The organism is Brevundimonas naejangsanensis (genome assembly GCF_000635915.2).
Lineage (GTDB): Bacteria > Pseudomonadota > Alphaproteobacteria > Caulobacterales > Caulobacteraceae > Brevundimonas > Brevundimonas sanguinis.
In genome coordinates this window covers 2,672,197-2,698,571 of sequence record NZ_CP015614.1, presented here as the reverse complement: position 1 = coordinate 2,698,571, position 26,375 = coordinate 2,672,197, and the positions used below count along the sequence as shown (strand labels likewise).

General features: G+C 67.9%; 20 protein-coding genes. 8 read left to right on the top strand and 12 right to left on the bottom strand.

Annotated elements, in window-relative coordinates; translation table 11 throughout:
* The first annotated feature begins 35 nt into the window (after positions 1-35).
* Positions 36-302 (top strand): DUF6356 family protein, encoded by a 267-nt coding sequence (locus DA69_RS12945; protein ID WP_025976304.1) that lies wholly within the window; start codon positions 36-38, stop codon positions 300-302.
* On the opposite strand, the gene DA69_RS12940 is transcribed toward DA69_RS12945, so the two are convergent.
* From DA69_RS12940 to DA69_RS12910, 7 genes are all read right to left on the bottom strand, one after another.
* On the bottom strand, positions 299-733 hold the full coding sequence (locus tag DA69_RS12940) for a hypothetical protein (RefSeq protein WP_025976305.1): 435 nt from the start codon (positions 731-733) through the stop codon (positions 299-301). The genes DA69_RS12945 and DA69_RS12940 overlap by 4 nt on opposite strands.
* A 91-nt stretch (positions 734-824) precedes the next feature.
* A complete protein-coding gene (gene odhB / locus DA69_RS12935; RefSeq protein ID WP_025976306.1) occupies positions 825-2,318 on the bottom strand; it encodes a 2-oxoglutarate dehydrogenase complex dihydrolipoyllysine-residue succinyltransferase in 1,494 nt (497 codons plus the stop codon).
* A 55-nt stretch (positions 2,319-2,373) separates the two neighbouring features.
* Positions 2,374-5,388, bottom strand: coding sequence for a 2-oxoglutarate dehydrogenase E1 component (locus DA69_RS12930; RefSeq protein WP_025976307.1), 3,015 nt, complete (start codon positions 5,386-5,388; stop codon positions 2,374-2,376).
* A gap of 341 nt (positions 5,389-5,729) precedes the next feature.
* Positions 5,730-6,632: a succinate--CoA ligase subunit alpha gene (sucD, locus tag DA69_RS12925; RefSeq protein ID WP_025976308.1), complete on the bottom strand. Its 903-nt coding sequence runs from the start codon at positions 6,630-6,632 to the stop codon at positions 5,730-5,732.
* Positions 6,633-6,688: 56 nt separating this feature from the next.
* Positions 6,689-7,879 (bottom strand): ADP-forming succinate--CoA ligase subunit beta, encoded by a 1,191-nt coding sequence (gene sucC / locus DA69_RS12920; protein WP_025976309.1) that lies wholly within the window; start codon positions 7,877-7,879, stop codon positions 6,689-6,691.
* Between the two features lie 165 nt (positions 7,880-8,044).
* Complete coding sequence (locus tag DA69_RS12915) at positions 8,045-9,418, bottom strand: spinster family MFS transporter (RefSeq protein ID WP_025976310.1); 1,374 nt, start codon at positions 9,416-9,418, stop codon at positions 8,045-8,047.
* 136 nt (positions 9,419-9,554) lie between these two features.
* Positions 9,555-11,765 (bottom strand): TonB-dependent receptor, encoded by a 2,211-nt coding sequence (locus DA69_RS12910; RefSeq protein WP_025976311.1) that lies wholly within the window; start codon positions 11,763-11,765, stop codon positions 9,555-9,557.
* Between the two features lie 177 nt (positions 11,766-11,942).
* Between DA69_RS12910 and DA69_RS12905 the strand changes: the two genes are divergently transcribed.
* Positions 11,943-12,674, top strand: a complete 732-nt coding sequence (locus tag DA69_RS12905; RefSeq protein WP_025976312.1) for a TetR/AcrR family transcriptional regulator — start codon at positions 11,943-11,945, stop codon at positions 12,672-12,674.
* On the opposite strand, the gene DA69_RS12900 is transcribed toward DA69_RS12905, so the two are convergent.
* Complete coding sequence (locus tag DA69_RS12900) at positions 12,671-13,651, bottom strand: magnesium transporter CorA family protein (protein ID WP_025976313.1); 981 nt, start codon at positions 13,649-13,651, stop codon at positions 12,671-12,673. The genes DA69_RS12905 and DA69_RS12900 overlap by 4 nt on opposite strands.
* Positions 13,652-13,985: 334 nt before the next feature.
* Here DA69_RS12900 and rpe point away from each other — a divergent pair, with 334 nt between their 5' ends.
* A complete protein-coding gene (gene rpe / locus DA69_RS12895) occupies positions 13,986-14,666 on the top strand; it encodes a ribulose-phosphate 3-epimerase (protein WP_025976314.1) in 681 nt (226 codons plus the stop codon).
* Complete coding sequence (locus tag DA69_RS12890; RefSeq protein WP_025976315.1) at positions 14,663-16,477, top strand: heparinase II/III family protein; 1,815 nt, start codon at positions 14,663-14,665, stop codon at positions 16,475-16,477. The genes rpe and DA69_RS12890 overlap by 4 nt, the downstream gene beginning before the upstream one ends.
* Here the strand turns inward: DA69_RS12890 and DA69_RS12885 are convergent.
* On the bottom strand, positions 16,474-16,863 hold the full coding sequence (locus DA69_RS12885; RefSeq protein WP_025976316.1) for a GIY-YIG nuclease family protein: 390 nt from the start codon (positions 16,861-16,863) through the stop codon (positions 16,474-16,476). The two genes, DA69_RS12890 and DA69_RS12885, sit on opposite strands and share 4 nt — an antisense overlap.
* Positions 16,864-17,093: 230 nt before the next feature.
* Here DA69_RS12885 and purH point away from each other — a divergent pair, with 230 nt between their 5' ends.
* Positions 17,094-18,698, top strand: coding sequence for a bifunctional phosphoribosylaminoimidazolecarboxamide formyltransferase/IMP cyclohydrolase (gene purH, locus DA69_RS12880; RefSeq protein ID WP_025976317.1), 1,605 nt, complete (start codon positions 17,094-17,096; stop codon positions 18,696-18,698).
* Positions 18,699-18,845: 147 nt separating this feature from the next.
* Here the strand turns inward: purH and DA69_RS12875 are convergent, their stop codons facing one another.
* From DA69_RS12875 to DA69_RS12865, 3 genes are all read right to left on the bottom strand, one after another.
* The gene (locus DA69_RS12875; RefSeq protein WP_025976318.1) at positions 18,846-20,324 is read right to left on the bottom strand and encodes a DEAD/DEAH box helicase; all 1,479 of its coding nucleotides are present in this window, start codon (positions 20,322-20,324) and stop codon (positions 18,846-18,848) included.
* A 296-nt stretch (positions 20,325-20,620) separates the two neighbouring features.
* On the bottom strand, positions 20,621-21,271 hold the full coding sequence (locus DA69_RS12870) for a DUF1345 domain-containing protein (RefSeq protein ID WP_025976319.1): 651 nt from the start codon (positions 21,269-21,271) through the stop codon (positions 20,621-20,623).
* A gap of 61 nt (positions 21,272-21,332) precedes the next feature.
* A complete protein-coding gene (locus tag DA69_RS12865; protein ID WP_025976320.1) occupies positions 21,333-22,448 on the bottom strand; it encodes an aromatic ring-hydroxylating oxygenase subunit alpha in 1,116 nt (371 codons plus the stop codon).
* 99 nt (positions 22,449-22,547) lie between these two features.
* Here DA69_RS12865 and DA69_RS12860 point away from each other — a divergent pair, with 99 nt between their 5' ends.
* The 3 genes from DA69_RS12860 (at position 22,548) to DA69_RS12850 (ending at position 26,268) form a co-directional block, all read left to right on the top strand.
* Positions 22,548-23,495, top strand: coding sequence for an alpha/beta fold hydrolase (locus DA69_RS12860; RefSeq protein ID WP_025976321.1), 948 nt, complete (start codon positions 22,548-22,550; stop codon positions 23,493-23,495).
* Positions 23,492-24,079: a class I SAM-dependent methyltransferase gene (locus tag DA69_RS12855; RefSeq protein ID WP_029972314.1), complete on the top strand. Its 588-nt coding sequence runs from the start codon at positions 23,492-23,494 to the stop codon at positions 24,077-24,079. The genes DA69_RS12860 and DA69_RS12855 overlap by 4 nt, the downstream gene beginning before the upstream one ends.
* A 116-nt stretch (positions 24,080-24,195) precedes the next feature.
* Positions 24,196-26,268 (top strand): transglycosylase domain-containing protein, encoded by a 2,073-nt coding sequence (locus tag DA69_RS12850; protein ID WP_029972315.1) that lies wholly within the window; start codon positions 24,196-24,198, stop codon positions 26,266-26,268.
* Positions 26,269-26,375: the final 107 nt, after the last annotated feature.

Below are 26,375 nucleotides of genomic sequence, written 5' to 3'. Positions count from 1 at the left end.
TAGAGGGACCGGCGCGAACACGCTAGGCTGGCTGCATGTCGAACGCTTTCAATCGTCTGTTCCGCGATCACCCGCGTGAGGTCAACGAGACCTATTTCGAGCATATGGCCGCCTCGTCGCGCTTCGGCTTCAAGCTGCTGCGTCTGGCCGGCTGCGCCTTCATCCACGCTGTCGTGCCGGGCCGTCACAAGACCACGGTGTCCGACGCCATTCGCGGCATGGCCCATGACATGGGCGGCCGCGCCGCCGAGGCCCGCGAATGCCGGATGCGCGACGCGGGCGTCTGGGACGTCGGCCTCTAGGCGTTCAGGGTTGCGACCACCCATAGTGCCAGGCTCAGCAGCGCTGCCGCCGCCAGGATCGCCAGCCCCGTCCACTGAAAGGCGCTGAACCGGCGCGGCAGGCTTGTGCCGACAAAGCCTGCGCCCGACGCGAACGCCAACAGGGCCAAGCCGCGCGACGCCGCACGGACGGTCGCTTCGGGCGCGTTCAGGTCATCGCCCTCCTCCGTGGCGAACTCCCCGGCCCGCGCGCGTTTCAGCAGGTCGCGCGCCTGATCGGCCTGATCCGCCCGCCCCATCAGGCGGATGCCCAGCGCGCGCTGCATCAAGGGGTCGACCGTGGTCTGGAACCGCTCGGTCACGGACACCTCGATGTCGTGCGCCGACAGGAAGGCCGCCGCCAGATCGGCCTCGTAGACATCTTGAAAGCGGGCGATCTCGACCAGGCTCATGGCGTCAGCCTAGCACGCCGGCGCCGCCCGCAAATGAAAACGGCGGGACCCGAAGATCCCGCCGTCGTCACTCGTTCGCGTCGCGCCGACCTTACAGGTCCAGCAGGGCGCGCGCCGGGTCTTCCAGCAGTTCCTTGATGCGGACCAGGAAGGTCACGGCTTCCTTGCCGTCGACGATGCGGTGATCGTAGCTGAGGGCCAGGTACATCATCGGACGGATCTTGACCTCGCCGTTGATGGCCATCGGACGCTGCACGATGTTGTGCATGCCCAGGATGCCCGACTGCGGCGTGTTCAGGATCGGCGTCGACATCAGCGAGCCATAGGTGCCGCCGTTGGTGATGGTGAAGGTGCCGCCTTGCATCTGATCCATGGTCAGGGCGCCGTCACGGGCGGCCTTGCCCAGGGCGGCGATGCCCTTCTCGATGCCGGCCAGCGACAGCGCATCCGCGTCGCGCAGGACCGGAACCACCAGGCCCTTGTCGGTGCCGACGGCGATGCCGATGTCGTAGTGGTTCTTGTAGATGATGTCCGCGCCGTCGATCTCGGCGTTGACGGCCGGGATTTCGTGCAGGGCTTGCACCACCGCCTTGGTGAAGAAGGACATGAAGCCCAGCTTCACGCCGTGGCGCTTCTCGAACACTTCCTTGTATTGGGCGCGCAGGGCCATGACGTTGGTCATGTCCACCTCGTTGAAGGTGGTCAGCTGGGCGGCCGTGTTCTGGGATTCCTTCAGGCGACGGGCGATGGTCTGACGCAGGCGCGTCATCTTCACCCGCTCTTCGCGCGGCTGGTCGGCGCGCGGAGCGGCCGGAGCTGCAGCAGCCTTGGGCGCAGCCGGGGCGGCGGCGCCGATGGCGGCGATGGCGTCGGCCTTGGTGATGTTGCCCTTCGGACCCGAGGCCGACAGCGAGGCCGGGTTCAGGTTGTTCTCGGAAACCACGCGCTGGACGGCGGGCGACAGGTGCGCCGAGGCCTTGTCCTGGCCTTGGACCTGGGCCGAACCCGTGTTGGCCGGGGCGGCGGCCGCAGCCGCAGCGCCAGAGGCGGCGACCGAACCGATCACCTGACCCGGGGTCACGGTGGCGCCGTCGGCGGCGGTGATGGTCAAGACGCCGGCGGCCGGGGCCGAGACTTCCACGGCCACCTTATCGGTCTCGATCTCGACCAGCAGTTCGTCCTTGGCGACGGTGTCGCCCGACTTCTTCAGCCAGGTTCCGATCGAGCCTTCGGCGACGCTTTCGCCCATCGTCGGCACGGCGATGTCGACGCCAGCGCCGCCCGAAGCAGCCGGAGCGGCGGCGGGCGCCACAGCAGCGGCCGAAGCCGGAGCCGAGGCGGCGGCGGCGCCGCCTTCGGTCACAGCGCCGAGCACCGTGCCGGGGACGACGGTGTCGCCCTCGTCAGCGTTGATCGCCGACAGCACGCCGTCGGCGGGGGCGACGACTTCCAGCGAGACCTTGTCGGTTTCCAGCTCGACCAGGACCTCGTCCTTCTTGACGGCGTCGCCGACCTTCTTGGTCCACTTGGCGATGGAGGCTTCGGCGACGGATTCACCGAGGGCGGGGGTGAGGATATCGGCCATCTTCAGTGTCTTTTCGTGTCTGAACTTAACGTGTTTCTTAGGTCAGGCGCGGCGGTCAGGCCATGGCCTCGGCGAGGAAGGTCTCGAGTTCCTTCAGGTGTCGGCTCATCAGGCCCGCAGCGGTCGAGGCCGAGGCCGGACGACCGACGTAGCGCGCGCGCTTGGCCTTCACGTCCAGCTTCTCGAGCGTCAGCTCGAGCCACGGATCGACGAAGGTCCAGCCGCCCATGTTCTTCGGCTCTTCCTGGCACCAGACGAGGTCGGCGTTGGGGAAGCGCGCCAGTTCCGCCGAGATCGACTTGATCGGCCACGGATAGAACTGTTCCAGACGCAGGATGTAGATGTCGTCGCGACCGGCCTTCTCGCGCGCGTCCAGCAGGTCGTAATAGACCTTGCCCGAGCAGACGATGACCTTGCGGATGTCCTTGTCGGCCTTCAGCGTCACGCCCGCCACGTCCGGACGCAGCTGGGCGTCGTCGCGCAGCACGCGGTGGAAGGACGAACCCTCGGCCATGTCGGCGAGGGTCGAGACGGCCTTCTTGTGACGCAGCAGCGACTTGGGCGTCATCAGGATCAGCGGCTTGCGGAACGAGCGGTGCAGCTGACGACGCAGGATGTGGAAGTAGTTGGCCGGCGTCGTGCAGTTGGCGACCTGCATGTTGTTCTCGGCGCACTGCTGCAGGAAGCGCTCAAGACGCGCCGAGGAGTGCTCGGGGCCCTGGCCCTCATAGCCGTGCGGCAGAAGCATCACCAGGCCGCTCATGCGCAGCCACTTGCGCTCGCCCGAGGAGATGAACTGGTCGATCACCACCTGGGCGCCGTTCACGAAGTCGCCGAACTGGCCTTCCCACATGGTCAGGGTGTTCGGGTCGGCCAGCGAATAGCCGTACTCGAAGCCCAGCACCGCCTCTTCCGACAGGGCCGAGTCGATGACCTCGAAATGGGCCTGGCCTTCGCGCAGGTTGTTCAGCGGGAAGTAGCGCTGCTCGGTCGTCTGGTCGGTGATGCCCGAGTGGCGCTGCGAGAAGGTGCCGCGCACCGAGTCCTGGCCCGACAGGCGGATGTTGTAGCCCTCGTCCAGCAGGCTGGCGAAGGCCAGGCTCTCGGCCGTGGCCCAGTCGATGTTCTCGCCGGCCGACACCGTCTCGCGACGGGTCTCGATGACGCGCTTCAGCGTCTTGTGCACGTCGACGCTGTTCGGAATGGTGGTCAGGCGGTGGCCGTAGTCGCGCAGCTTGTCCGCCGCGACTGCGGTCTTGCCGCGTTGCTGCTGGTCGTCGCCGGCGTCGACGCCCAGGCCCTTCCACTCGCCGTCCAGCCAGTCGGCCTTCTTGGCCTCGAAGGTCTTGCCGGCGTCGAACTCGGCGTCGAGGAAGGCCTCGAAGCGGGCGATCTCGGCGTCGACCTCGGCCTGGGTGATGACGCCCTCGGCGATCAGGCGCTTTGCGTAGATCTCCAGCGTCGAGGGCTGGTTCTTGATCTTGGCGTACATCAGCGGCTGGGTGAAGGTCGGGTCGTCGCCTTCGTTGTGGCCGAAGCGGCGGTAGCAGAACATGTCCACCACCACGTCCTTGTGGAACTTCTGGCGGTATTCGGTAGCCACCTTGGCGGCGAAGACGACCGCTTCGGGGTCGTCGCCGTTGACGTGGAAGATCGGCGCCTGAACCATCAGGGCCACATCCGACGGATAGGGCGAAGAGCGCGAGTTGCGCGGCGCCGTCGTAAAGCCGATCTGGTTGTTGATGACGAAGTGCAGGGTGCCGCCGGTGCGGTAGCCCTTCAGCCCCATCAGGGCGAAGCATTCAGCGACCACGCCCTGGCCGGCGAAGGCGGCGTCGCCGTGGATCAGCAGAGGCGCGACCTTGGAGCGGTCCAGCACCCATTCGGCGTCCGGCTTGCCCAGGTTGACCTCGGCCTCGCGAATGTCGAACGCCTGCTTGGCGCGCGACTTGCCCAGGACGACCGGGTTGACGATCTCAAGGTGCGAGGGGTTGGCGGTCAGCGACAGGTGGACGCTGTGGCCGTCGAACTCACGGTCCGACGAGGCGCCCATGTGGTATTTGACGTCGCCCGAGCCCTCGATGTCCGAGGGGACGGAAGAACCGCCCTGGAACTCGTGGAAGATGGCCTTGTAGGGCTTGCCCATGACGGCGGCCAGAACGTTCAGGCGGCCACGGTGCGCCATGCCCAGAACGATCTCGTCGACGCCCAGGGCGCCGCCGCGCTTGATCACCTGCTCCAGCGCCGGGACCATGGCTTCGCCGCCGTCCAGACCGAAACGCTTGGTGCCGGGGAAGCGTTTGTGCAGGAAGCGTTCGAAGCCCTCGGCCTCGACCAGCTTCTTGAAGATGGCCAGCTTGCCTTCCTTGGTGAAGGCGTTCTGGGCGTATTTGTCCGGGCCCTCGATGCGCTGTTGCAACCAGGCTTTTTCTTCCGGCTCGGCGATATGCATGAACTGCACGCCGATATTGCCGCAGTAGGTGCGGCGCAGCAGCTCGATCACCTGGCGCAGCGAGCCGGTCTCCAGACCCAGCACGCCGTCGAGATAGATCGGACGGTCCATGTCGGCTTCGGTGAAGCCGTAGAATTCGGGCGTCAGCTCCGGGTTCTGAACCGGCGGCTCAATGCCCAGCGGGTCCAGGTTCGCCTGCAGGTGGCCGTTCACGCGATAAGAGCGGATCAGCATCAGGGCGCGGATGGAGTCGTGGGCGGCCGCGCGCACATCGGCGGCCGAAACCCCGGTGCCAGCTGCAGCCGGAGCCGGGCGCGCGCCGGGCTTGCCGGCGGCCTTGGGATCGACCTTGGGGGCGGGCCAGCGACCATCGAACACGGCGGTCTCTTCGGTCGGCTCGGTCGCGCCCGAACGGCCCCAGGAGCCGGCGGCGGCCGACTGCTTCACCAGGTCGGCGTTGTCCTTCAACTGATCGAAGAAGGCGCGCCATTCCCCCGACACCGAGCCGGGGTCCGAGGCCCATTTTTCGTGCAGGTCCTCAATGAAGGCCGCGTTCGCGCCATAGAGGAAGGAGGTCTCGGCAAAGACCTGGTTCAGCCGACCCGCATCGTCCGCCATTTTTCTTTCAATCGTCCCTTTACAACCGCCCGCGCACAGCCGCGCGGAGAGCAGCGCCGTTCATATAGGCCCTGTTTCCTTACTGGTCATGACCGAAGGGAGGCGGAGCGGGTGGAATTTGGTCGATTCCGCAAGAAAAAACGCCTCCGGACGATTCCGGAGGCGTTACAAAAGGTCACACGGCGCGAAAAACGTCCCCGGAACGCGGATCGACTAGACTTTAGTCCAATCCGCCCCCGCCCGACGCCGAACCCACCCTTGAGTGAATCCGGCGCTCAAGCAGCGAGCGACCGCGTCGCGAGCGTTAGCGCCGCGCCTCCAAAGAGGCGCTGCTGAAGGGTTTAACCCTTCAGCACTTCAACCAAGGTCGTGCCCAGACGCGCGGGCGACGGCGAGACGCGGATGCCCGCAGCCTCCATCGCGGCGATCTTGGATTCTGCATCGCCCTTCCCGCCCGAGACGACGGCGCCGGCGTGGCCCATGGTGCGGCCCTTGGGCGCCGTGCGGCCCGCGATGAAGCCGGCCATCGGCTTCTTGCGGCCCTTCTTGGCTTCGTCGATCAGGAACTGGGCGGCGTCTTCTTCGGCCGCGCCGCCGATTTCGCCGATCATGATGATGGACTCAGTGGCGTCGTCGGCCAGGAACATCTCCAGCACGTCGATGAACTCGGTGCCCTTGACCGGGTCGCCCCCGATGCCGACGGCCGTGGTCTGGCCCAGGCCTTCGTTGGTGGTCTGGAACACGGCTTCATAGGTCAGGGTGCCCGAGCGCGAGACGATGCCGACGTTGCCCTTCTTGAAGATCGAGCCCGGCATGATGCCGATCTTGCACTCTTCCGGGGTCAGGACGCCGGGGCAGTTCGGGCCCAGCAGGCGCGACTTGGACTTCTCCAGGCGCGCCTTGACGCGCACCATGTCCTGCACCGGGATGCCTTCGGTGATGCAGGTGATGAAGGGGATTTCGGCCTCGATGGCTTCGATGATGGCGTCGGCCGCGCCTGCCGGCGGGACGTAGATCACCGAGGCGTCGGCGCCGGTGCGCTCCTTGCCTTCGGCGACCGAGGCGAAGATCGGCAGGCTTTCGCCGTGCGAACCGGTCCAGGTCTGGCCGCCCTTGGCCGGGTGGATGCCGCCGACCATTTGCGTGCCGTAGTAGGCCAGGGCCTGTTCGGTGTGGAAGCTGCCGGTCTTGCCGGTCAGGCCCTGGACCAGGATCTTGGTGTTCTTATTGACGAGGATGGACATGTGTCTGTGCTCTGAAATCTGTGTTTCTGCGGGGCGGTCGTCGTTAAGGCCGAGCCTTAGGCGATCGCCGCGACGATCTTCTGGGCGGCGTCGTCCAGGTCATCGGCGGCCGTGATGGCCAGGCCCGACTCGTTCAGGATCTTCTTGCCCAGTTCGACGTTCGTGCCTTCCAGACGCACGACCAGCGGCACCTTCAGGCCCACTTCCTTCACCGCGGCGACGACGCCTTCAGCGATGACGTCGCACTTCATGATGCCGCCGAAGATGTTGACCAGGATGCCTTCGACCTTGGGGTCGGCGGTGATGATCTTGAAGGCCGCTGCGACCTTCTCCTTCGAGGCGCCGCCGCCGACGTCGCAGAAGTTGGCGGGTTCCTTGCCGTACAGCTTGATGATGTCCATCGTCGCCATGGCCAGACCGGCGCCGTTGACCATGCAGCCGATGTTGCCGTCCAGGGCGACATAGGCGAGGTCCCACTTGGAGGCCTCGATTTCCTTGGCGTCTTCTTCGGTCTCGTCGCGCAGGGCGCGGATGTCTTCGTGGCGGTACAGGGCGTTGCCGTCGAACGAGACCTTGGCGTCCAGAACGCGCAGGCGGCCGTTCTCCATGACGATCAGCGGGTTGATCTCGAGCATGTCCATGTCCTTCTCGACGAAGGCCTTGTACAGGATCGGGAACAGCGACTTGCCGTCTTCGGCGGCGTCGCCCGTCAGTTCCAGCGCGGCGTTGATGGCGGCGATGTTCTCGTCGGTCACGCCGGCTTCCGGGTTGATGGCGATGGTGTGGATCTTCTCGGGCGTGGCGTGGGCCACTTCCTCGATGTCCATACCGCCTTCGGTCGAGACGACGAAGGCGGTTTGACCGACCGAGCGGTCGACCAGCAGCGAGCAGTACAGCTCACGGGCGATGTCGGCGCCGTCTTCGATATACAGGCGGTTGACCTGCTTGCCGGCCTCGCCCGTCTGGGCGGTCACCAGGGTGTTGCCCAGCATTTCCTTGGCGTGGGCGACGGCTTCCTCGATCGAGAAGGCCAGGCGCACGCCGCCCTTGGCGTCGGCGCCCAGTTCCTTGAACTTGCCCTTGCCGCGGCCGCCGGCGTGGATCTGCGACTTCACGACATAGAGCGGGCCAGGCAGTTGCTTGGCGGCGGCTTCGGCCTGGTCGGCCGAGGTGATGGCGACGCCGTCCGCAACCGGAGCGCCGTAGCCCTTGAGGACCTGCTTGGCCTGATACTCGTGAATGTTCATGTTGGACCCGCGCCGTTCTGAGGGAGGTTTGTGGAAACTTTGGCCGCGCTTATAGGCGTCGCGCCTTCGCCAGCGCAACCGCCTGTCTGTTTATGGCCTCACAAGGATTTTCTAATGCTGGGCGGCTGCACCGCGCCGCCGCCGCCCAGACTGTTTTTCAGGCGGTCAGTCGACCCAGTCGTTCTTCAGCGTCCGCGAGGCGCAGATGAACAGGGCCGAGGACAGCAGGTAGAAGCCCATGCCGGTATAGATGGCCCAGCGCAGGCTCTCCTCCCCGAAGGTCGGACGCAGCAGGTCGCTCATCCAGCCGAAATAATAGATGCCGACGGCGATCCCCAGCAGGTTGTTGATCAGCAGGAACAGGGCCGAGGCCGTGGTCCGCATCGACGGCCCGCCCAGATGCTGCACCGCCGCCGTGATCGGCCCCAGCCACACCAGGTTCAGCCCCGTGGGGATCAGGAAGATCGCGAAGGCCAGAGCCAGGGAGGCGAAGCCGTTGGGGTCCGAGCCCGGCATGACGGCGCCGACCACCGCGCCTGAGTTCATCGCCAGGATGAAACAGGGCACCGAGATCAGGAAAGCGATCGCCGGCGTCAGCGGATAGGCCGACTTGGACTTCTTGCCCAGGCGATCCGCCATCGACCCGCCCAACCAGATGCCCGCCACCCCGCCGACCAGGACGATGGCCGAGTAATACCAGGCGGTCTGCGACAGGCTCAGGCCGAAGCTGCGCATGAAGAAGCTGGGCAGCCAGGCGGCGACGCCGTAGCCGCACACCGACGAGGCGGCCGCGCCGAACGACAGCAGCCAGAAGCTGGGCTTGGGCGCCAGGGTGCGCACCACCTGCATGAAGGGCGGCGCCTTGGGCGCCTCGACGGGCGCTGCAGTCGGCGTAGAGGGCTCCACGTCCAGGCCGCCGCGCTTGGGATCCTTGACCGTCAGCCGCAGCACCGGGGCCACCAGCACGCCCAGAATCCCGACGACGATGAAGGCGGTCCGCCAGCCGTAGGTCGCCGCCAGCAGGCCGCCCACGAGCGTGCCCGCCGCCATGCCCAGCGGAATGCCGAAAGCATAGGCCGCCAAGGCCCGCGCCCGCTGCGACTTGGGAAAATAGTCCGAAATCAGGGAATAGGCCGGGGCCACCCCGCCCGCCTCGCCGATGCCCACGCCCATCCGGCACAGGAACAGAGAGCCGAAGCCGCCCGCCACGCCGCAAAGCGCGGTGAAGCCGGACCAGATGGTCAGGGCGCCGGTCATGATCCACACCCGGCTGAAGCGGTCCGCCAGCCAGGCGATGGGGATCGCCAGGGTCGAATACAGCAGGGCGAAAGCCAGGCCGCCCAGCAGGCCGAACTGAGTGTCGCTGAGGTTGAACTCCGCCTTCAGCGGCGCGGCCAGGATGCCGATGATCTGCCGGTCCAGGAAGTTCAGCATATAGATGAGGATCAGGATCCCCAGCACATAGTAGCGATAGCCCGGCGAAGCGGCGCGGGCGTCGACCGCCGCTGCTTCGGCCTTGGCCGCTCCGATCTCACTCATGACGTTCCCCGACTGGTTTGCTGTCCCGCGACGGTAACGGCCTGGCCGCCCCGCGCCATCGAAAAAAGAAGGGCGGCGGCTCCAGCGAACCGCCGCCCGTGATCAGATGATCAGGCGTTCAGGAGAAAAAACCCGATCAGAACTTGTACTGCAGCGACGCCGTGACGGTGCGCGGCGGGCCGTAGTAGCCGATCAGGGAGTCGTTGTAGGCCGCGCCCGCGAAGTTGTAGGCGCCGACGCGGTATTCCTCATCGGTCAAGTTCTTGCCGTACAGGCCGACGGTCCACTTGTTGCTGGGGTCCGTCCACACGACCGACAGGTCCACCAGGGCGAAGGCGTCCTGGTCCAGCACCGGGTTGGGGAACTCGAACTGGCTGTAGTCATCGCGGTAGCTGACCGAGGGCGTCACCGCCAGCGAGCCGCCGGCCACTTCGCCGAGCCACGTCAGGCCGAAGTAGCCGGTCCACTTGGGCGCATTCTGCAGCACGACCAGGTCGGAGATGTCCTCGTACTTCTGGGTGGTCAGGTTGTAGCGCAGGAACTGCTCGAACTTGGAGTCCAGGTAGCCGACGGCGAAGTTGGCCGTCAGGCTGTCGGTCAGGATCAGAGAGCCTTCGACTTCAGCCCCATAGAACTTGGACGAACCGACGTTGTCGACGAAGCTGGCGATGCCGCCCACGGCCGGAACCTGGGTGGTGACCTGCTGGTCCTGGTACTCATTGTAGAAGACGGCCGAGGCGAAGCTCAGGCGACGGTCGAAGGCCGAACCCTTCAGGCCGATTTCATACGAGTCGACCGTTTCCGGCTGATAGCCGTTGACCGTGTTCGGCGTCAGGATCGCGTCGCCGCGCATGTCGAAGCCGCCCGACTTATAGCCCTTGGAGTAGGAGGCGTAGCCGGTGATGCGGTCCGAGAAGTCGTAGGACAGCGAGGCCTTGGGCGTGAACTGATCGAAGCTGTTCGAGCGCGTGTAGTCGGTGCGCAGCAGGATCGGGGCGCGCGCCGCGCCGCCCAGCAGCGGGCTGCGGGTCGCGCCCAGATAGTTGGCGCGGAAGACGTGGCCGGTCTTGTCGTCGACCGTATAGCGCGCGCCCAGGCCCAGGTGCAGACGTTCGGTCAGGTCCAGGTTGATGTCGGTGAACAGCGCGATGCTGGTCGTCTTCACGTAACCGGCCGTGCCGATGACGATGCCGAAGTTCTGGGCGATGGTGTCGAAGGCGCCCGAAGCGGTGCCGTCCAGGTAGAATATCCCCGCCACGCCCTGGATGCGGTCGGTGCTGAACAGCGCCTGGAATTCCTGGGTGAACTGGTGGTCGCCGTAGATGGCCGGCACGTCCAGCGTCGGCGCCGGCGTGTTGTCGAAGTCGATCAGGGTGTCGGTGTCGCCCGAGCGGTAGGCGGTGATCGACTTGACCGTCCACACGTCGTTGAGGTCGACCTGAGCCGTCAGCGAGACGCCTTCGGTGGTGACCTTGTTGCGGTCGCCCAGGCCGGCGTAGGTGTCATAGACACTGCCCGGAACGCCGGCGCCGGGGCCGACGCCGGCCTTCTCGCGGTGGCCGTGACGCGGGTTCGAGCGGTCCTCGACGCGATCATAGGCCAGGCGGAAGAAGGTGTTGTCGGTGGGCTGGAACTCGACGCTGACGCGGCCGGCCAGGACATCCTTGTCGTAGTGCTCGGCGCCCGTGTTGAGGTTCTCGCCATAGCCGTCGCGGTTGTAGCTGGCGACGGCGCCGCCGATGCGCAGCTTGTCGGTCACCCGCATCGAGCCCTGGGCCAGCAGATCGATCTGGTTGTAGCTGCCGTAAGCGCCGCGTAGCGTCAGCTCCGGCGCGTCAGGGTCCAGACGCGACGTGACGTATTTGATGGCGCCGCCGACCGTGTTGCGGCCGTACAGCGACCCCTGCGGCCCGCGCAGGACCTCGATGCGCTCGATATCGAAGATGTCCAGCACGGCGCCTTGCGGGCGCGCCACATAGACGTCGTCGACATACAGGCCCACGCCCGGCTCGAAGCCCCACAGCGGGTCCTGCTGGCCGATGCCGCGAATGAAGGAAATCAGGGTCGAGTTGGACCCGCGCGCCACCTGGACGGTCGCGTTGGGCGTCTGCTGCTGCAGGGCGGTGATGTCCGAAGCGCCGGTCTGCTCCAGGCGCTCGGCGCTCATGGCCGACACCGACACCGGCACGTCCTTCAGCGCTTCGTCACGGCGGCGCGCGCTGACGATGATGTCGTCGACAGTCGAGGCCTGCGCCTCCATGGCCGGAGCCTGTTGCGCCTGCGCGGCCGAAGCCATCACGCCGAAGGCGGCGCCCGCCAGAAGGGCGGTTTTCACGAGTCTGTTCATTTCAATCCCAATCATGTTTCCGGCCCGATCGACGCTTTTATTCAGCGTTCAATGATTTTCAGCATAGGTGACCGGGTTTCGGCCGACTGTCAAACGGCCAAGCCTGATTTGCGTCACGGAAAGGCCCTCCCTGTGGCGCCGTTGCACTAACCCCCAAAGCGCGACTAGCTTCCGACCATGACGAAGAGCGACCTGCCGCCGCCCCAGATTCCCCCCTCGCCCGCCGCCCCGGCGCGGCGCGGTCGGCCCAAGAAATCCAAGGCGTCCGCCGTTGGAGAGACCCGCGACGCCATCATGAATGCGGCCGAGGACCTGTTTTCCAAGCACGGCTTCTATGGCGTCACCATCCGCGAGGTGGCGCGCGAGGCGGGCGTGGATACGGCCCTGGTCCACTATTATTTCGGGGCCAAGAAGGAGCTGTTCGACTCCGTCTTCAACCGCCGCGCCGAGGTGTGGAACAGCGAGCGCGTCGCCGCCATGGATCGCTACGCCGAGGCGACGGGGCCCGCCATGACGCTGGAAGGCCTGCTCGAAGCCTTCCTGCGCCCGCCTTTCCAGTGGTCGCTGAAGGGCGGGCCGGGGTGGAAGCACTACGCCGCCCTGGTGGCCCAGACGAACGCCCAGCCTGCCTTCGGCGGCGAGACCATGGCCCGTTATTTCGACCCGGCCATCCGACGCCTGCTTGAACTGGTCAAACGCATCATGCCGGAGGCGCGGGACGAGCAGCTCTATTGGGCCTGGCACAACCTGTCGGGCGCCCTGACCCTGACGCTGGGCGAGACGGGGCGGCTGGATCGCCTGTCCGGCGGCCTGTGCCGGTCGGGCGACCTGGACAGCGCCTGCGACTACATGGTGCGTTTCGCCGCCGCCGGTTTCCGCGCGGTCTGCGGCCCGTCTCAGGACGGTTAGAGCCAGCGTTTCTTGCGGAAGACGAAGTAGGGCAGAGCCGCCGACAGGATCATCGCCCCCACCGCCGCCGGATAGCCGTACCGCCAGTGCAGTTCCGGCATGACGTCGAAGTTCATGCCGTAGATCGACGCAATCAGCGTCGGCGGCAGCAGGGCCACGGCCGCGACCGAGAAGATCTTGATGATCTGGTTCTGCTCCAGATTGATCAGGCCCAGGGTGGCGTCCATCAGGAAGGTCACCTTGGAGGACATGGAGACGCTGAGCTCGCTCAGCGCCGCCGCGTCCCGCTGCAGCAGACGCACGGTCTGGCGCCCCTCGCGATCGGCCTTGCTCCCGGCCCGCGCGCCCGACACGGCTGCATGATAGGCCAGCAGGCGCTGCAGGCTGGACAGGCTCTCGCGGATCAGGCCCAGGAAGTCGCCCGCCCGGCCGATGTCGCGGATCACGGCCTGCAGGTTGTGGCTCTCCATCGCCTTGGGGTCGCGCTTGCGAAAGATCATCCGCGAGATGGCGTCCAGCTCCAGCCCCTTGGTTTCCAGGGCATCGGCGTAGCGGTCAATCACCGCTTCGATCAGCCCCATCATCACGGCCTCGCCGCTGGCCAGCCGCTCGCCGGGCTTGTGGGTGGCGTGGGCGATGAAGGTCTGGAAGGAGCGCGGCTGGCCGTAGCTCACCGTCACCAGCCGCCCGCCCTTCAGGATGAAGGTCACCGGCGTCTTGATCGGATCGTGGGTCTCTAGATCCGTCGCCACGGCGGCGATCATGAAGACGCCCCCGTCTTCCGCGTAAAGACGGGCGGACGGCTCGACATCGTCCATCTCGTCGCGGCTGGGGAGGTCGATGCCCGTCAGGATCTCCAGAGCCGCCGCCTCCTGCGCGGTCGGAGAGACAAGATCGATCCAGCAGGCGGGGCCGTGATCCACGGTCGTATCGAGGCGCACGAGCCGATCGGCCCGCCAGTCATAGGCGTTCAGCATGGTTGCTTCCTTTCGCGAGGGCGCTCGCGCGGAAGCGAACGTCCTCAGAGCGTCGAAGAAGTTGAAGACAGACTTCGGTCTTCGGGGTTCATCTGAGGGTTTCCAAAAAGACGCCGCCCCACGACAGGCATCTGGACGGCGCAGGCGTCTTGACCCGTTCGCAAACCAGGGTCAACCGCCCGCCCCTCCGCCAAGACCCGGCTGAGGCTTCCGCATGACCTTTCCGCCCAGCGCCGGCGAAAGCCCCGCCTGATCGAAATCCATGCAGAAGACGCGACCTTGCGTCCGCAGCCCGGCTTGCCCCTCGCCTCACACCCACGTAAGTCGCAGGGCCATGACCCAGACCGCCGCGACCGCCCCGCTGATCTGCCCCTCCATCCTGGCCAGCGACTTCTCTCGCCTGGGCGAGGAAATCCGGGCGCTTGAGGCGGCCGGCGCCGACTGGATCCACGTCGATGTCATGGACGGCCATTTCGTGCCTAACCTGACCATCGGCCCGGACGTGGTGAAGGCCCTGCGCCCGCACACCAGCCTTCCGTTCGACGTCCACCTGATGGTCGCGCCGGTCGACAACTGGCTGGAGGCCTATCGCGCGGCGGGCGCCGACATCATGAGCGTCCATCCCGAAAGCGGCCCCCACGTCCACCGCACGCTCGGCCACATCCGCCAACTGGGCGCCAAGGCGGGCCTCGTCTTCAACCCCGCCACGCCTCTGAGCGTGCTGGAAGAGGCGGTCGAACTGGTCGATCTGGTGCTGATCATGTCGGTCAATCCAGGCTTCGGCGGTCAGAAATTCATCGAGACTTCGCTGCGGAAGATCGAGCGCGCCCGCGCCATCCTCGACCGCGCCGGATCAAGGGCGCACCTGCAAGTGGACGGCGGGGTGGTCGCCGCCAACGCCGGGGCCTGCGTCGCCGCCGGGGCCGATGCGCTGGTCGCCGGCTCCTTCGTCTTCAAGGGCGGGCCGGACGCCTATGCCGCTAATATCCAGGCCCTGAAGGCCGCCGCCGCGTGAGCCCCCTCGGCCCCTTCGCCCCGCGCGACAGCGACGTCCCCCTGGCCGAAGGGCACATCCCCGGCCTGAAGGGCGCCCCGATGCGGACCCCCGTGCGCCCCGCCTCCGGCGCCCGACCGGACCCGCGCCTGTGGGCCTCGGTCGCCAAGGGGCTGTTGGCGCGCCAGGCGTGGATCGAACTGTACGGCCTGCCCGGCTACGGCCTGACGCTGGGCGGTCCGACCGCCGAGGGTTTCGCCGTCAGCCCGCGCGACTTCCGCCCCCTGCCCGAAGAGGCCCCGCGCCCCCTGTTGTCGGGCAAGCTGACGCTGGCGGGCCTGAGCCTGGACGCCGGAACTCCGACCGAGCTGTGGAACAGCCCCACGCCCAGCCGCGCCTTCGCCGTCGAGCTGCACAGCTTCAACTGGCTGCCCGCCATGATGGCTCAGGGCGATCGCGGCGTGCGCGAAGTCCTGGCCCTGACCCTGGCCTGGCATGAGGTCTTCAGCCGCTGGTCGCCCTTTTCCTGGGATCCGGACATTCTGGCCCGCCGCGTCTATCACCTGGCCTGCGCCGGACGGCGGCTGGCGGGCGCAGCGACCGAGGTCGAGCGCCTGAAGCTGACCGACATCCTGGCCCATCAGGCGCGCCAGCTGCTGCGGCCGCCCGGCGGGATCCTGGGCCGGGCCGAGCGCCTGACCGCCGCCGCCGTCGCGGGATGCGCCCTGACCGGCAAGGCCGGCGCCGCCATCCGCAACAAGGCGCTGAAACGTCTGCCCGCCGCCCTGACCGCCACGGTCGCCCCCGACGGCGCCCACGCCTCGCGCGCGCCGGAAAGGGGGCTGGAGCTGCTGCTCGACCTGCTGACGCTGGACGACGCCCTGGCCCAGCTGTCCGAAGTCACGCCCGAGCCGGTGGCCGAGGCCATTTCGCGCCTGACGATGGCCCTGCGCCTGCAGACCCTGCCCGATCGGAAGCTGGCCGTGTTTCAGGGCGGCGGCCCCTCCACGCCCGAGCGCATCGCCGCCGCCCGCGCGCATGACGACGCCCCCGCCGCCCCGCCCAGCGGCGTGGTCGGCGGCCTGCTGCGCGTCTCCAGCCCTCTTCTGACCGTCATGGTCGATGTCGAGGCCCCGGCGCGCAACGCCTGGTCGGCCGCCGCCTGCGGCCAGCCCGCGGCCCTGGAGGTCGTCTGCGGCCGCGACCGCCTGTTCACCTCGGCGGGATGGACGCCGCGCGCCCTGGACCGCCAGGCCCTGCGCCTGACGCCGGGCGCCTCGACCCTGACGCTGGGCGAGCAGCCTCTGGCCGAGCCTCTGGCGGGCTGGAAGGGCGAGCTGCTGGGCCCGCGCCTCGTCGGCCCCGCCCTGCACGTCACGCGCCAGCATCAGGAAGGCGCCGGCGCCGTCTGGCTGGAGGTCGAGCACGACGGCTGGATGGCGCAGTACGGCCTGATGCACCAGCGCCGCCTCTACATCGACCAGCGGCTGGACGAACTGCGCGCCGAGGAGCGGCTGCACCCGCCCGAAGGCCGCCCCGAAGCGACCCGCGCCATCGCCGCCCCCTACGCCCTGCGCTTCCAGCTGGAGCCGGGGGTCCAGGCCTCGCTGGCCCGCGACCGCCGCTCCATCCTGCTGCGCGGCCCGTCCGGACGCGGCTGGTGGTTCCGCAGCGACGGCCCCGACGTAGCCATCGAGCCCGCCGTCCACATCGACGAAGGCCTGACCCGCCGCTCCTTGCAGATCGTCGTGCGCGGCTCGGCCCGCACCGACGCCGAAACCAAGGTCCGCTGGAAGCTGAGCCCGGCCGGCGCGAGCGGCGATCCGGACTAAAGCCGGTCGAGGCGCTTCAGAAATGCCTCGACGCCTCCCTCTCTCCCTCCCTCATCCTCGGGCTTGACCCGAGGATCAGGCGCCAATCCAAACAGGCTGGGATAGAGGTCTTGCCACTCCGGGTTGGTCTTCTCGATCAGCTCCAGCTTCCAGGTGCGGTTCCAGCGCTTCAGCGACTTCTCGCGCCGGATCGCCTCGGTGACGAAGCCATGCGCTTCGTACCAGACCAGCGTCTTGCAGCCGTAGCGCTGGGCGAAGCCTTCGATGCCGTCCTCCCGATGCTGGCGGATGCGTTCGTAGAGGTTCGAGGTCATGCCGACGTAAAGAACGCCGAGCGGGCGACTGGCCAGAATATAGGTCGCGATGAAGGGACGGCGCTCGTTCATGGAACCGTGAGTGGCGGACAACTCGATCCTCGGGTCAAGCCCGAGGATGACGCAGTGTGAGCAAGACACGACAACATTCTCCACGTGCCCCCTCCCTTTCGTCATCCTCGGGCTTGACCCGAGGATCGGGCGCCGGGAGCACAGCAACGACCGCCAAGGGCTGACGCCGTGTCCCGTTGGTGCTAGAGGCCCCGCCATCTCCCCGCCCCAGCCGTAAACGGACGCCGCCCATGCCCGCCGCTCCCGACTTTCCGCCCGCCCCGGACGCGATCAAGCCCGTCCGCGCCCTGATCTCCCTGTCGGACAAGGCGGGGCTGGAAGACGCCGCGCGCACCCTGGCGGGGCTGGGCGTCGAGCTGGTCTCGACCGGAGGCACCAAGGCGGCGATCGCGGGCTTCGGCCTGCCGGTCAAGGACGTGGCCGATCTGACCGGCTTCCCGGAAATGATGGACGGCCGGGTCAAGACCCTGCACCCGGTCGTGCACGGCGGCCTGCTGGGCGTGCGCAACGCCCAGGCCCACGCCGCCGCCATGAGCGAGCACGGCATCGGCCCAATCGACATCGTCTGGATCGATCTCTATCCGTTCGAAAAGACGGTGGAATCCGGCGGCGGCTTTGAAGCGGCCATCGAGAATATCGACATCGGCGGCCCGGCCATGATCCGCTCGGGCAGCAAGAACCACGGCCACGTCGCCGTCGCCGTGGACGCCGAGAGCATCGGCCTGATCGTCGAGGCGCTAAAGGCCGACGGAACGACCACGCTGGCGCTGCGCAAGCAATTGGCCGCCCGCGCCTTCGCCCGCACCGCCGCCTATGACGCCGCCGTGTCGTCGTGGTTCGCCGGTCAGCTGGAAGACGCCGCCCCGGCGCGCAAGGCGATCGCCGGTTCGCTGGCGCAAACGCTGCGCTATGGCGAAAACCCGCACCAGACCGGCGCCTTCTACCGCACCGGCGAGAAGCGCCCGGGCGTGGCCTACGCCACCCAGATCCAGGGCAAGGAGCTGGGCTACAACAACATCGCCGACGCCGACGCCGCCTATGAGCTGGTCGCCGAGTTCGAGGCCCCGGCCTGCGTCATCGTCAAACACGCCAACCCCTGCGGCGTGGCCGTCGGCCATACCCTGTCGGAGGCCTACGCCCGCGCGCTGGAATGCGACGCCGTGTCGGCCTTCGGCGGCGTCATCGCCGTCAACCGCCCGCTGACGGGCGAGGACGCCCGCGCCATCACCGGCATCTTCACCGAGGTGGTCATCGCGCCGGGCGCGGACGACGAGGCCAAGGAAGTCTTCGCCGCCAAGAAGAACCTGCGCCTGTTGATCACGAATGGTCTCCCTGACCCGCACGGCCCGGGCGAGGTGTTCCGCTCGGTGGCCGGCGGCTTCCTGGTGCAGTCGCGCGACCGCTCGCTGATCAAGCCGGAAGATCTGAAGATCGTCACGCGCCGCCAGCCGACGCCGAGCGAGATCCAGGACATGCTATTCGCCTTCACCGTGGCCAAGCACGTCAAGTCCAACGCCATCGTCTACGCCAAGGACGGCCAGACGGCGGGCATCGGCGCCGGCCAGATGAACCGCCGCGACAGCGCCCGCATCGCCGCCATCCGCGCCAAGGAAGCCGGCGAGGCCAAGGGTCTGGCCCATTCGCTGGCTGAAGGCTCGGCTTGCGCGTCCGAAGCCTTCTTCCCCTTCGCCGACGGTCTGCTGGAAGCCGTCGCCGCCGGGGCCACGGCGGTGATCCAGCCGGGCGGCTCGATCCGCGACGAGGAAGTCATCGCCGCCGCCGACGAACGCAACATCGCCATGGCCTTCACCGGCGTGCGGGTGTTCAGGCACTGATAGACCGCTAACGCAGGCGGCGCGGCCGCCTGCTGGCTTGAGCGGGTTTGCAAGCTTTAAGGCGGTGGAGGCGCCCCGCGCCTCCCCGACCCTGTCGCGGGCGGCCCGCGCCGCCCGCTCCTCGGGGAGCGAGCGGGCTTTGCTGTATCAGCCCTGGGCGGCGTGGCCCTTGCCCCCGTTCGACGGGCGACGACGACGCGGGCGGCGCTGCAGTTCGCCGACCGGCTTGGGCTCGGCGGACGGCGCTGCGCGCACCGACGAGCGGGCGCGATCGCCCGCCATCGGATCGTAGACCGGCGCCGCGCGCTCAACCGCAGGCGCGCCGTTGCGGCCGCGACGCTGGCGGTGCGGCTGACCGCCGGCCTCCTGCTTGACGCCTTCACGGTGCGGGTTGCGGCCGCCGCGACCACGCCCGCCCCGGCCTTCGCCGTCCGAGCGGCCTTCACGTTCAGGCAGGGTCGCCTTCTTGGCCACGCCCGCCGCCATGATGGAGGCGTCCAGCTGGGCCAGCGCCTTGTCGTTGCGGCGGTCGATCGCGGGGATCTTCTGGCGCGTGACCTTCTCGATGTCCTTCAGCAGCTTCATCTCGTCGCCGGCGACGAAGCTGATGGCGGTGCCGTCCTTGCCCGCTCGGGCCGTCCGGCCGATGCGGTGGACATAGGCTTCCGGCACATAGGGCAGCTCGAAGTTCACCACGTGGGTGACCTTGTCCACGTCGATCCCGCGCGCGGCGATGTCGGTGGCGACCAGAACGCGCAGCTTGCCGTTCTTGAAGGCTTCAAGCGCGCGCTCGCGTTGCGGCTGGCTCTTGTTGCCGTGGATGGCGCCGGCCTCGACGCCGCCCGCCTCCAGATAGGCCGCGACCTTGTCGGCGCCGTGCTTGGTCTTGGTGAAGACCAGGCAGCGCGTATAGGCGGGGTCGGAGAACAGCTCGGTCAGCAGGGCGCGCTTCTTGCCCTGTTCGACCCAGATCACCGACTGCTGGATGCGCTCGACCGTGGTGGCCTGCGGCGTGACCTGGACCTTGACCGGGTCCTTCAGCAGCTCGCCGGCCAGCTTGCCGATCTCAGACGGCATGGTGGCCGAGAAGAACAGGTTCTGGCGCTTGGCCGGGATGCGGCTGACGATCTGGCGGATCGGCTTGATGAAGCCCAGGTCCAGCATCTGGTCGGCCTCGTCCAGGACGAAGATCTCGGTCTGCGACAGGTCCAGCGTCTTCTGTTGCAGGTGGTCCAGCAGGCGGCCGGGCGCCGCGACCAGCACATCAAGCCCCTGTTGCAGGGCGCGTTCCTGCGGGCCGTATTTCACGCCGCCGAAGATGACGGCGACGCGGAAGCCCAGGTGGGCGCCGTATTGCTTGAAGCTGTCGGCGATCTGGGTCGCCAGTTCGCGCGTCGGGCTCAGGACCAGGCAGCGCGTGGTGCGCGGCTTGGGCGCCACGCGGTTCTCGGCCAGGCGATGTAGGATCGGCAGGGCGAAGGCCGCCGTCTTGCCGGTGCCGGTCTGGGCGATGCCCAGCAGGTCCTTGCCCTTCATCACGTCGGGGATGGACTTGGCCTGGATCGGCGTCGGCTTCTCGTAGCCGGTTGCGGCCAGGGCGGTCAGCAGAGCCTTGTTCAGGCCCATGGATTCAAAAGTAAGAGTGTCGCTCACGTCTGTCTTTCACGAACGGCGGCGCGCGCGGCTGGACGAACCAGACCTTCACAAAAGGGCGCACGTCGCCTGCCCGAAATCGGGCGGGGAACGGGCGCCGCCCCGCGTGTATGGACGACGTATGAAATCGAATGATCCGGCCGCTCGACAGACAGGCCTTCCGGTCAGGGAAGCCCAAACACGCGCTGGAACGCGCCGGTCACCGCATTGTGCGATACAGCGCAGATGGACCTCAATAGCGGCCAAGTCAAGGCGAACCCGCCGAAAGCCTACAACAGGTTGACCGCCAGATTGACCGCCAGGGCCAGGATCACCGTGTTGAACAGCCAGGCCAGGATGCTGTGGACGGTGGCGATGCGGCGCAGGCGCTGGCTGGAGATCTGCACATCGGCGGTCTGGTTCGCCACGCCGATGATCAGGGCGAAGTGCAGGAAGTCCCAATAGTCGGCGTCGTCCTCGCCGGGGAACATCAGCCCTTGGCGGTCGCCCTGGCCGGTCCCGGCCGGCGCATAGAATTCATGGGCGTAATGCAGGGCGAAGATGGTCTGCACGAACAGCCAGCTCAGGGCGATGGTGGCCACGATCAGCGTCGCCGCCGTCGCCGTCGGCTTGCCCCCCGACGCCGCCATCAAGACGATGACGAAGACGCTGGCCCCCGCCGCCAACAGGCTGAGCGGCAGAACCGCCCTGCCCGCCTGGTCCATTTCCGCCGCCCGCGCGCGGATCCTCGCCACCGATCGGGTTCGGCTGAGCCGCACGAAGGTCAGCAGCAGAAAGGCCGCCACGCCCGCGTCCCACGCGACCGCCAGCCGCATCGGCCAGCCCCAGGCTACGGGCGAAACGGCGCTCGCGGCCGCCATGACCGCCAACCCCAACCACAGGGCCAAATGCAGACGAAAGAGGCGCGCGACCGACTTCATGACGGCATGATTGCGCGGTTCCGCACGGAACGGCCAGAGCTGAGCCGCCGGAGTTCCGCCGTCAGCTCTTCCAGCGCAGCACCGTCTCCTGGATCGGATTGACGAAGGCGCGGCCCTCGGCGCGGCTCTTCAGCCATTCGCGCTTCAGCTGCTGATACCATTTGGCCTGTTTGTCGGCGTCATCGATCCAGATCAGGGCCGGGTCGTATTTCAGCCCCTCGTTCTGCAGGTTCACCATGCCGCCGTCCTGCTTGAGGAAGGCGACGACGCCCATGCGCAGGAAGGGCTTGGCGATGCCGAACACCCAGTGGTCGGACCAGAAGATCTGGGTGATGCGGGTCTTGGTCTCGCTCACCGGCGTCAGGCAGGTCAGGGCCAGCACCTGCTTGGCGCCCACCTGAATATGCTCCCAGCGATAGCCCGGCAGGCGGAAGGTGATTTCGGTCGCAGGCGCCCCGCCCAGCACCTTGTACAGGCGGCTGTTCGAGGACGGCGCATGGCGCACCATGGCCCAGCCGAAGTCGACCGGGGCAAAGGTTTTGGCTTTCTCGTGCATGGAATGCTCGGAGCGCCACCACCACTGCTGGTGGACATAGGGGCCGTGGGCGGGGTCCATCAGGCCGACGACGGCGTGGTCGATATGGCTGTCGAAATCCATCGCCTCGACCAGGCGCGGCTGGCCGACGGCGCCGGGGAACAGCGGCGGTTCCTGATCCGGCTCGGACGGATTGCGGGCGTCGGCCGCCATCCAGACGAAGACCATGCCCTGGCTCTCGCGCACCGGATAGGATCGCACCTTGATGCGGTTGGCCTCGAACGCCTGATCCTCGACCAGCGACGGGATGGCGGCGCAGACGCCATCAGGCCGGAAGCGCCAGCCGTGATAGGGGCACTCGATCGTCTCGCCCTCGCCCGGCTTCTCGACCAGGCGTCCGGCCGACAACGGCGCCGCGCGGTGGGGGCAGATGTCGCGCATGCCATAGACCTCCCCCGCGCGGGTGCGGCCGATCAGCACCGGCTCGCCCATAATCTCATAGCGCTTCAGGCTGGCCACCGGCACGTCGCGCGCCAGGGCGACGAAATACCAGGCGTCGGTGATGAAGCCCTTGCCGAAAGCGGTCGGCGGGGCTTTCGCTTCTGGAGCAGTAGAGGGTGCGGGCGCGGCGTCTGCAGTCATGGCCGCCTTGTAGCAGCAGGGACGGCTGGCCGTCCAAAGGCCATTCCCTTCCTCAGCCGATGAATTAATCTGTCTCAAATTCTCTTTGGGAGAGACGCCTTGATCCGCACCGCCTCCACCGCCTTTTTCGGCGCCGCCGCCCTGTTGCTGGCCGCCGCTCCCGCCGTGGCTCAGGACGGCCATGTCAATCACGCGGCCCACGGCGCGGCGCACGCCGCCTTCGCCTCCGACCGCCTCAGCGTCCGCGTCGACGGACCGGAAGGCGCGCCCGACCTGATCCTGATCCCCGGCCTGTCGTCCTCGCCCGCGGTCTGGCAGCGGACGGTCGATCACCTGGCCGGGCGCTATCGCATCCACCGCATCCACGTCGCCGGTTTCGCGGGCGCCGCGCCTCAAGCCAACGCCCAGGGCGACGCGCCCCAACCGGTCGGCGCCCCCGTGGCCGAAGACATCGCCCGCTACATCCGCGAGCAGCATCTGAACAAGCCCGCCGTCGTCGGCCACTCCATGGGGGGCACCATGGGCATGATGCTGGCCGCGCGTCACCCCGAGCTGGTCGGCAAGCTGATGGTCGTGGACATGATCCCGTTCATGGGCGCCATGTTCGGCGCGCCCGGCGCGACGGCCGAGAGCGTGACCCCCGTCGCCGATCAGATCTGGACCGCCCAGTCGACCAGCCCGCGCGAGGCCTACGTCGCCCAGGCCACGGCCTCCATCAACGGCATGATCAACACCGAAAGCCGCCGCGAAGAGGCGTTGAAGGACATGCGGGGCAGCGACCAGAAAGTCTCGGCCGCCGCCTTCCGCGAACTGGTGACCACCGACCTGCGACCCGAATTGGCCAAGATCACCGCCCCGACCGAGGTGCTCTACGTCAAGTTCAACGACGCCCGCATGACCGACGCGATTACCGACGCCATCTACCAGATGTCGTTCGCGACCCTGCCGGGCGCCAGGCTGAAGCGCATCGACGACAGCGCCCACTTCATCATGTTCGACCAGCCCGACGCCTTCCATGGCGCGCTGGACGCCTTCCTGGCCAAGTGAGCCATCCGGCTGCGGATCGGATCGTCGGCCTCTATCAGGACAAGGCGGCCGACTGGATTCGCGACCGGGGCGTCGTCCTGCGCCGGGATGAAGGCGACTGGAACGAAGCCGCCTGGCTGGACCGCTTCACGCAGGGCTGGCCGCGCGGCGCCCGGGTGCTGGACGTCGGTTGCGGCTCGGGCTGGCCCATGGGCGCCGCCCTGCTGGAGCGCGGGTTCGAGGTCATCGGCCTCGACGCCTCGCCCGGCCTGATCGCCCATGCGCGCAAGACCTTGCCTGGCGGCGACTGGCGTATCGGCGACATGCGCGACGCCTTGCCGGACGACGCTTTTCACGGGGTTCTGGCCTGGCACAGCCTGTTCCACCTGACTCCGGAAGCGCAGACAGCGGTCCTGCCCGCCCTGGCCGCCCGTGTGACGCCCGGCGGCCGGCTGATGTTCACCGCCGGACCCGCCCACGGCGAGGCGATCGGCGAGTGGCGCGGCGAAGCCCTCTATCACGGCAGCCTGGCCCCTGAGGCGTATCGCGCCGCGCTGACCGAGGCCGGACTGGCGGTGGAGAACGGCGGCGGGAACGGCGTCTGACTGGCCAGCCGCGCCATTCTTTCGGCGAAATAGGCGCACACGCTGCCGTGATCGAAAACGGGGGCGTTTTCGCCGGCGACGGGAACGGCTAGGGTCCACGTCGCTGGCATAGAGGGATGTTCATGGCGCGCAACGACCGCGGACCCGACCGCAACGAGCAGGGTGGAGCACGCCCGCGCCGAACCGTCTTCGGCCGCCTGTTCTACTGGGGCGCGGTGCTGGCCGTCTGGGGCCTGATCTTCGCCGTGGTCTTCCTGGCCGTCTTTGCGCGCGACCTGCCGGACACCTCCAGCCTGTATGAAGTCGATCGCCAGCCCTCGATCACCTATCTGGACCGCTCCGGCGCCCTGATCGCGGTGCGCGGCACCCAGATGGCGCCGCCGGTCGATCTGGACGCCCTGCCCGACTACGTCCCCGCTGCCTTCGTGGCCATCGAGGATCGCCGCTTCTATCACCACCCCGGCTTCGATCCGATCGGCATGAGCCGGGCCATGGCCTCGAACCTGAGGGCCGGGCGCGTGGTCCAGGGCGGCTCGACCATCACCCAGCAGCTGGCCAAGAACCTGTTCCTGACGCCTGATCAGAACATGAAGCGCAAGGTGCAGGAGCTGATCCTGGCCGTGTGGCTGGAGATGAAGTTCTCCAAGAAGGAAATCCTCGCCCTGTATCTGAACCGCGTCTATTTCGGCGCGGGCGCCTACGGCATCGAATCCGCCTCGCAGCGCTATTTCGACAAGAGCGCCGACAAGCTGACGGTCGGCGAGGCCGCCCTGCTGGCAGGCCTACTGAAGGCGCCCTCGCGCTATTCCCCCGTCTCCGAAAGCGAGCGCGCCGCGACACGCGCCAACGTCGTGCTGAACGAAATGGTTGAGGTCGGCGCCATCACCCCGGCCCAGCGCGAGGCCGCCGTGGCCGAGCCGGTGCGGGTGTCGAAGACCCTGGCCAGCCAGCACGCCCAATACTTCATCGACTGGCTGGACAAGCAGATCCGCACCCTGGTCGGCGAACCGACCGAGGACATGGTCGTCGAGACGACGCTCGATCTGACCTTGCAGACCGACGCCGAGCGCGCCGTGCGCCGCATCCTGGACCGCGACAAGGGCAAGGGCGTCGAACAGGCGGCCCTGGTCGCCCTGGACGGCGACGGCCGGGTGCGCGCCATGATCGGCGGCGCCTCCTACGGCGACAGCCAGTTCAACCGCGCGGTGGATGCGCGGCGTCAGGCGGGCTCGGCCTGGAAGCCCTTCGTCTATCTGGCCGCCGTCGAGGCGGGCTATACGCCGCAGACCCCGGTGGTGGACCAGCCCGTGACCATCGGCGGCTGGTCGCCGCGCAACTATTCCGGCAATTTCTCGGGCCAGATGACCCTGGCCCAGGCTGTGGCCCAATCGACCAACACGGTCGCGGCCTATGTCGCCGATCAGGTCGGGCGCGACAGCGTGGCCCGCGCCGCCCGTCGCCTCGGGATCTCCAGCGAGATCGGCCTGCAGCCGTCCATGGCGCTCGGCGCCGTCGAGGTCAGCCCGCTGGAGATGGCTCAGGCCTATGACGCCTTCGCCAACGGCGGCCGCCGCGTCGACGCCTATGGCATCAGCCGGATCCGCACGCCGTCCGGCCGCGTGATCTATACCCACGGCCCGTCGGAAGGCGGCCAGGCCATCAATAATCCGCCGCTCTATTACATGAACCAGATGCTGCGCGGCGTCGTCACGTCGGGCAGCGGCCGCTCGGCGGCGATCGGCGGGCGCGATATCGCCGGCAAGACCGGCACCACCTCGGATTACAAGGACGCCTGGTTCGTCGGCTACACCGGCGGCTTCGTCGCCGCGGTCTGGGTCGGCAAGGACGACAACAAGCCGATGGCCCGAGTCACTGGCGGCGCGGCGCCCGCCGCCATCTGGCGCGGCTTTATGGAAGCCGCCCTGCCCAAGCTGGCGGTCCAAGCCATTCCCAACGGTCCGCCCCTGCCCGAAGGCTGGATTCCGCCCGATCCGGTCGGCGATCTGATGGGTCAGGTCGAGGACCCTTACGCCACGGCCACGCCCTACGACGCTCCGCCGCCGGTGATCATCGACGGCCAGGCTCAGCAACCGGTCCAGCCGCAACCGGCGCCGGCGGCCCGGCCCGCCCCGCCGCAGACGCCCCCTGCGCCCCAGCAGGAACGGCGCCCGGACGCGCTGTTCTTCTGACCGACTGGGCGCCCCTCTCCCCTCGGAGCGGGCCGCCTTCTCCCACGAGGGGTGAGGGAGAAGCGTAAGGCGCTCAAGCCGCGAGCGACCGCGTCGCAAGCATAGCG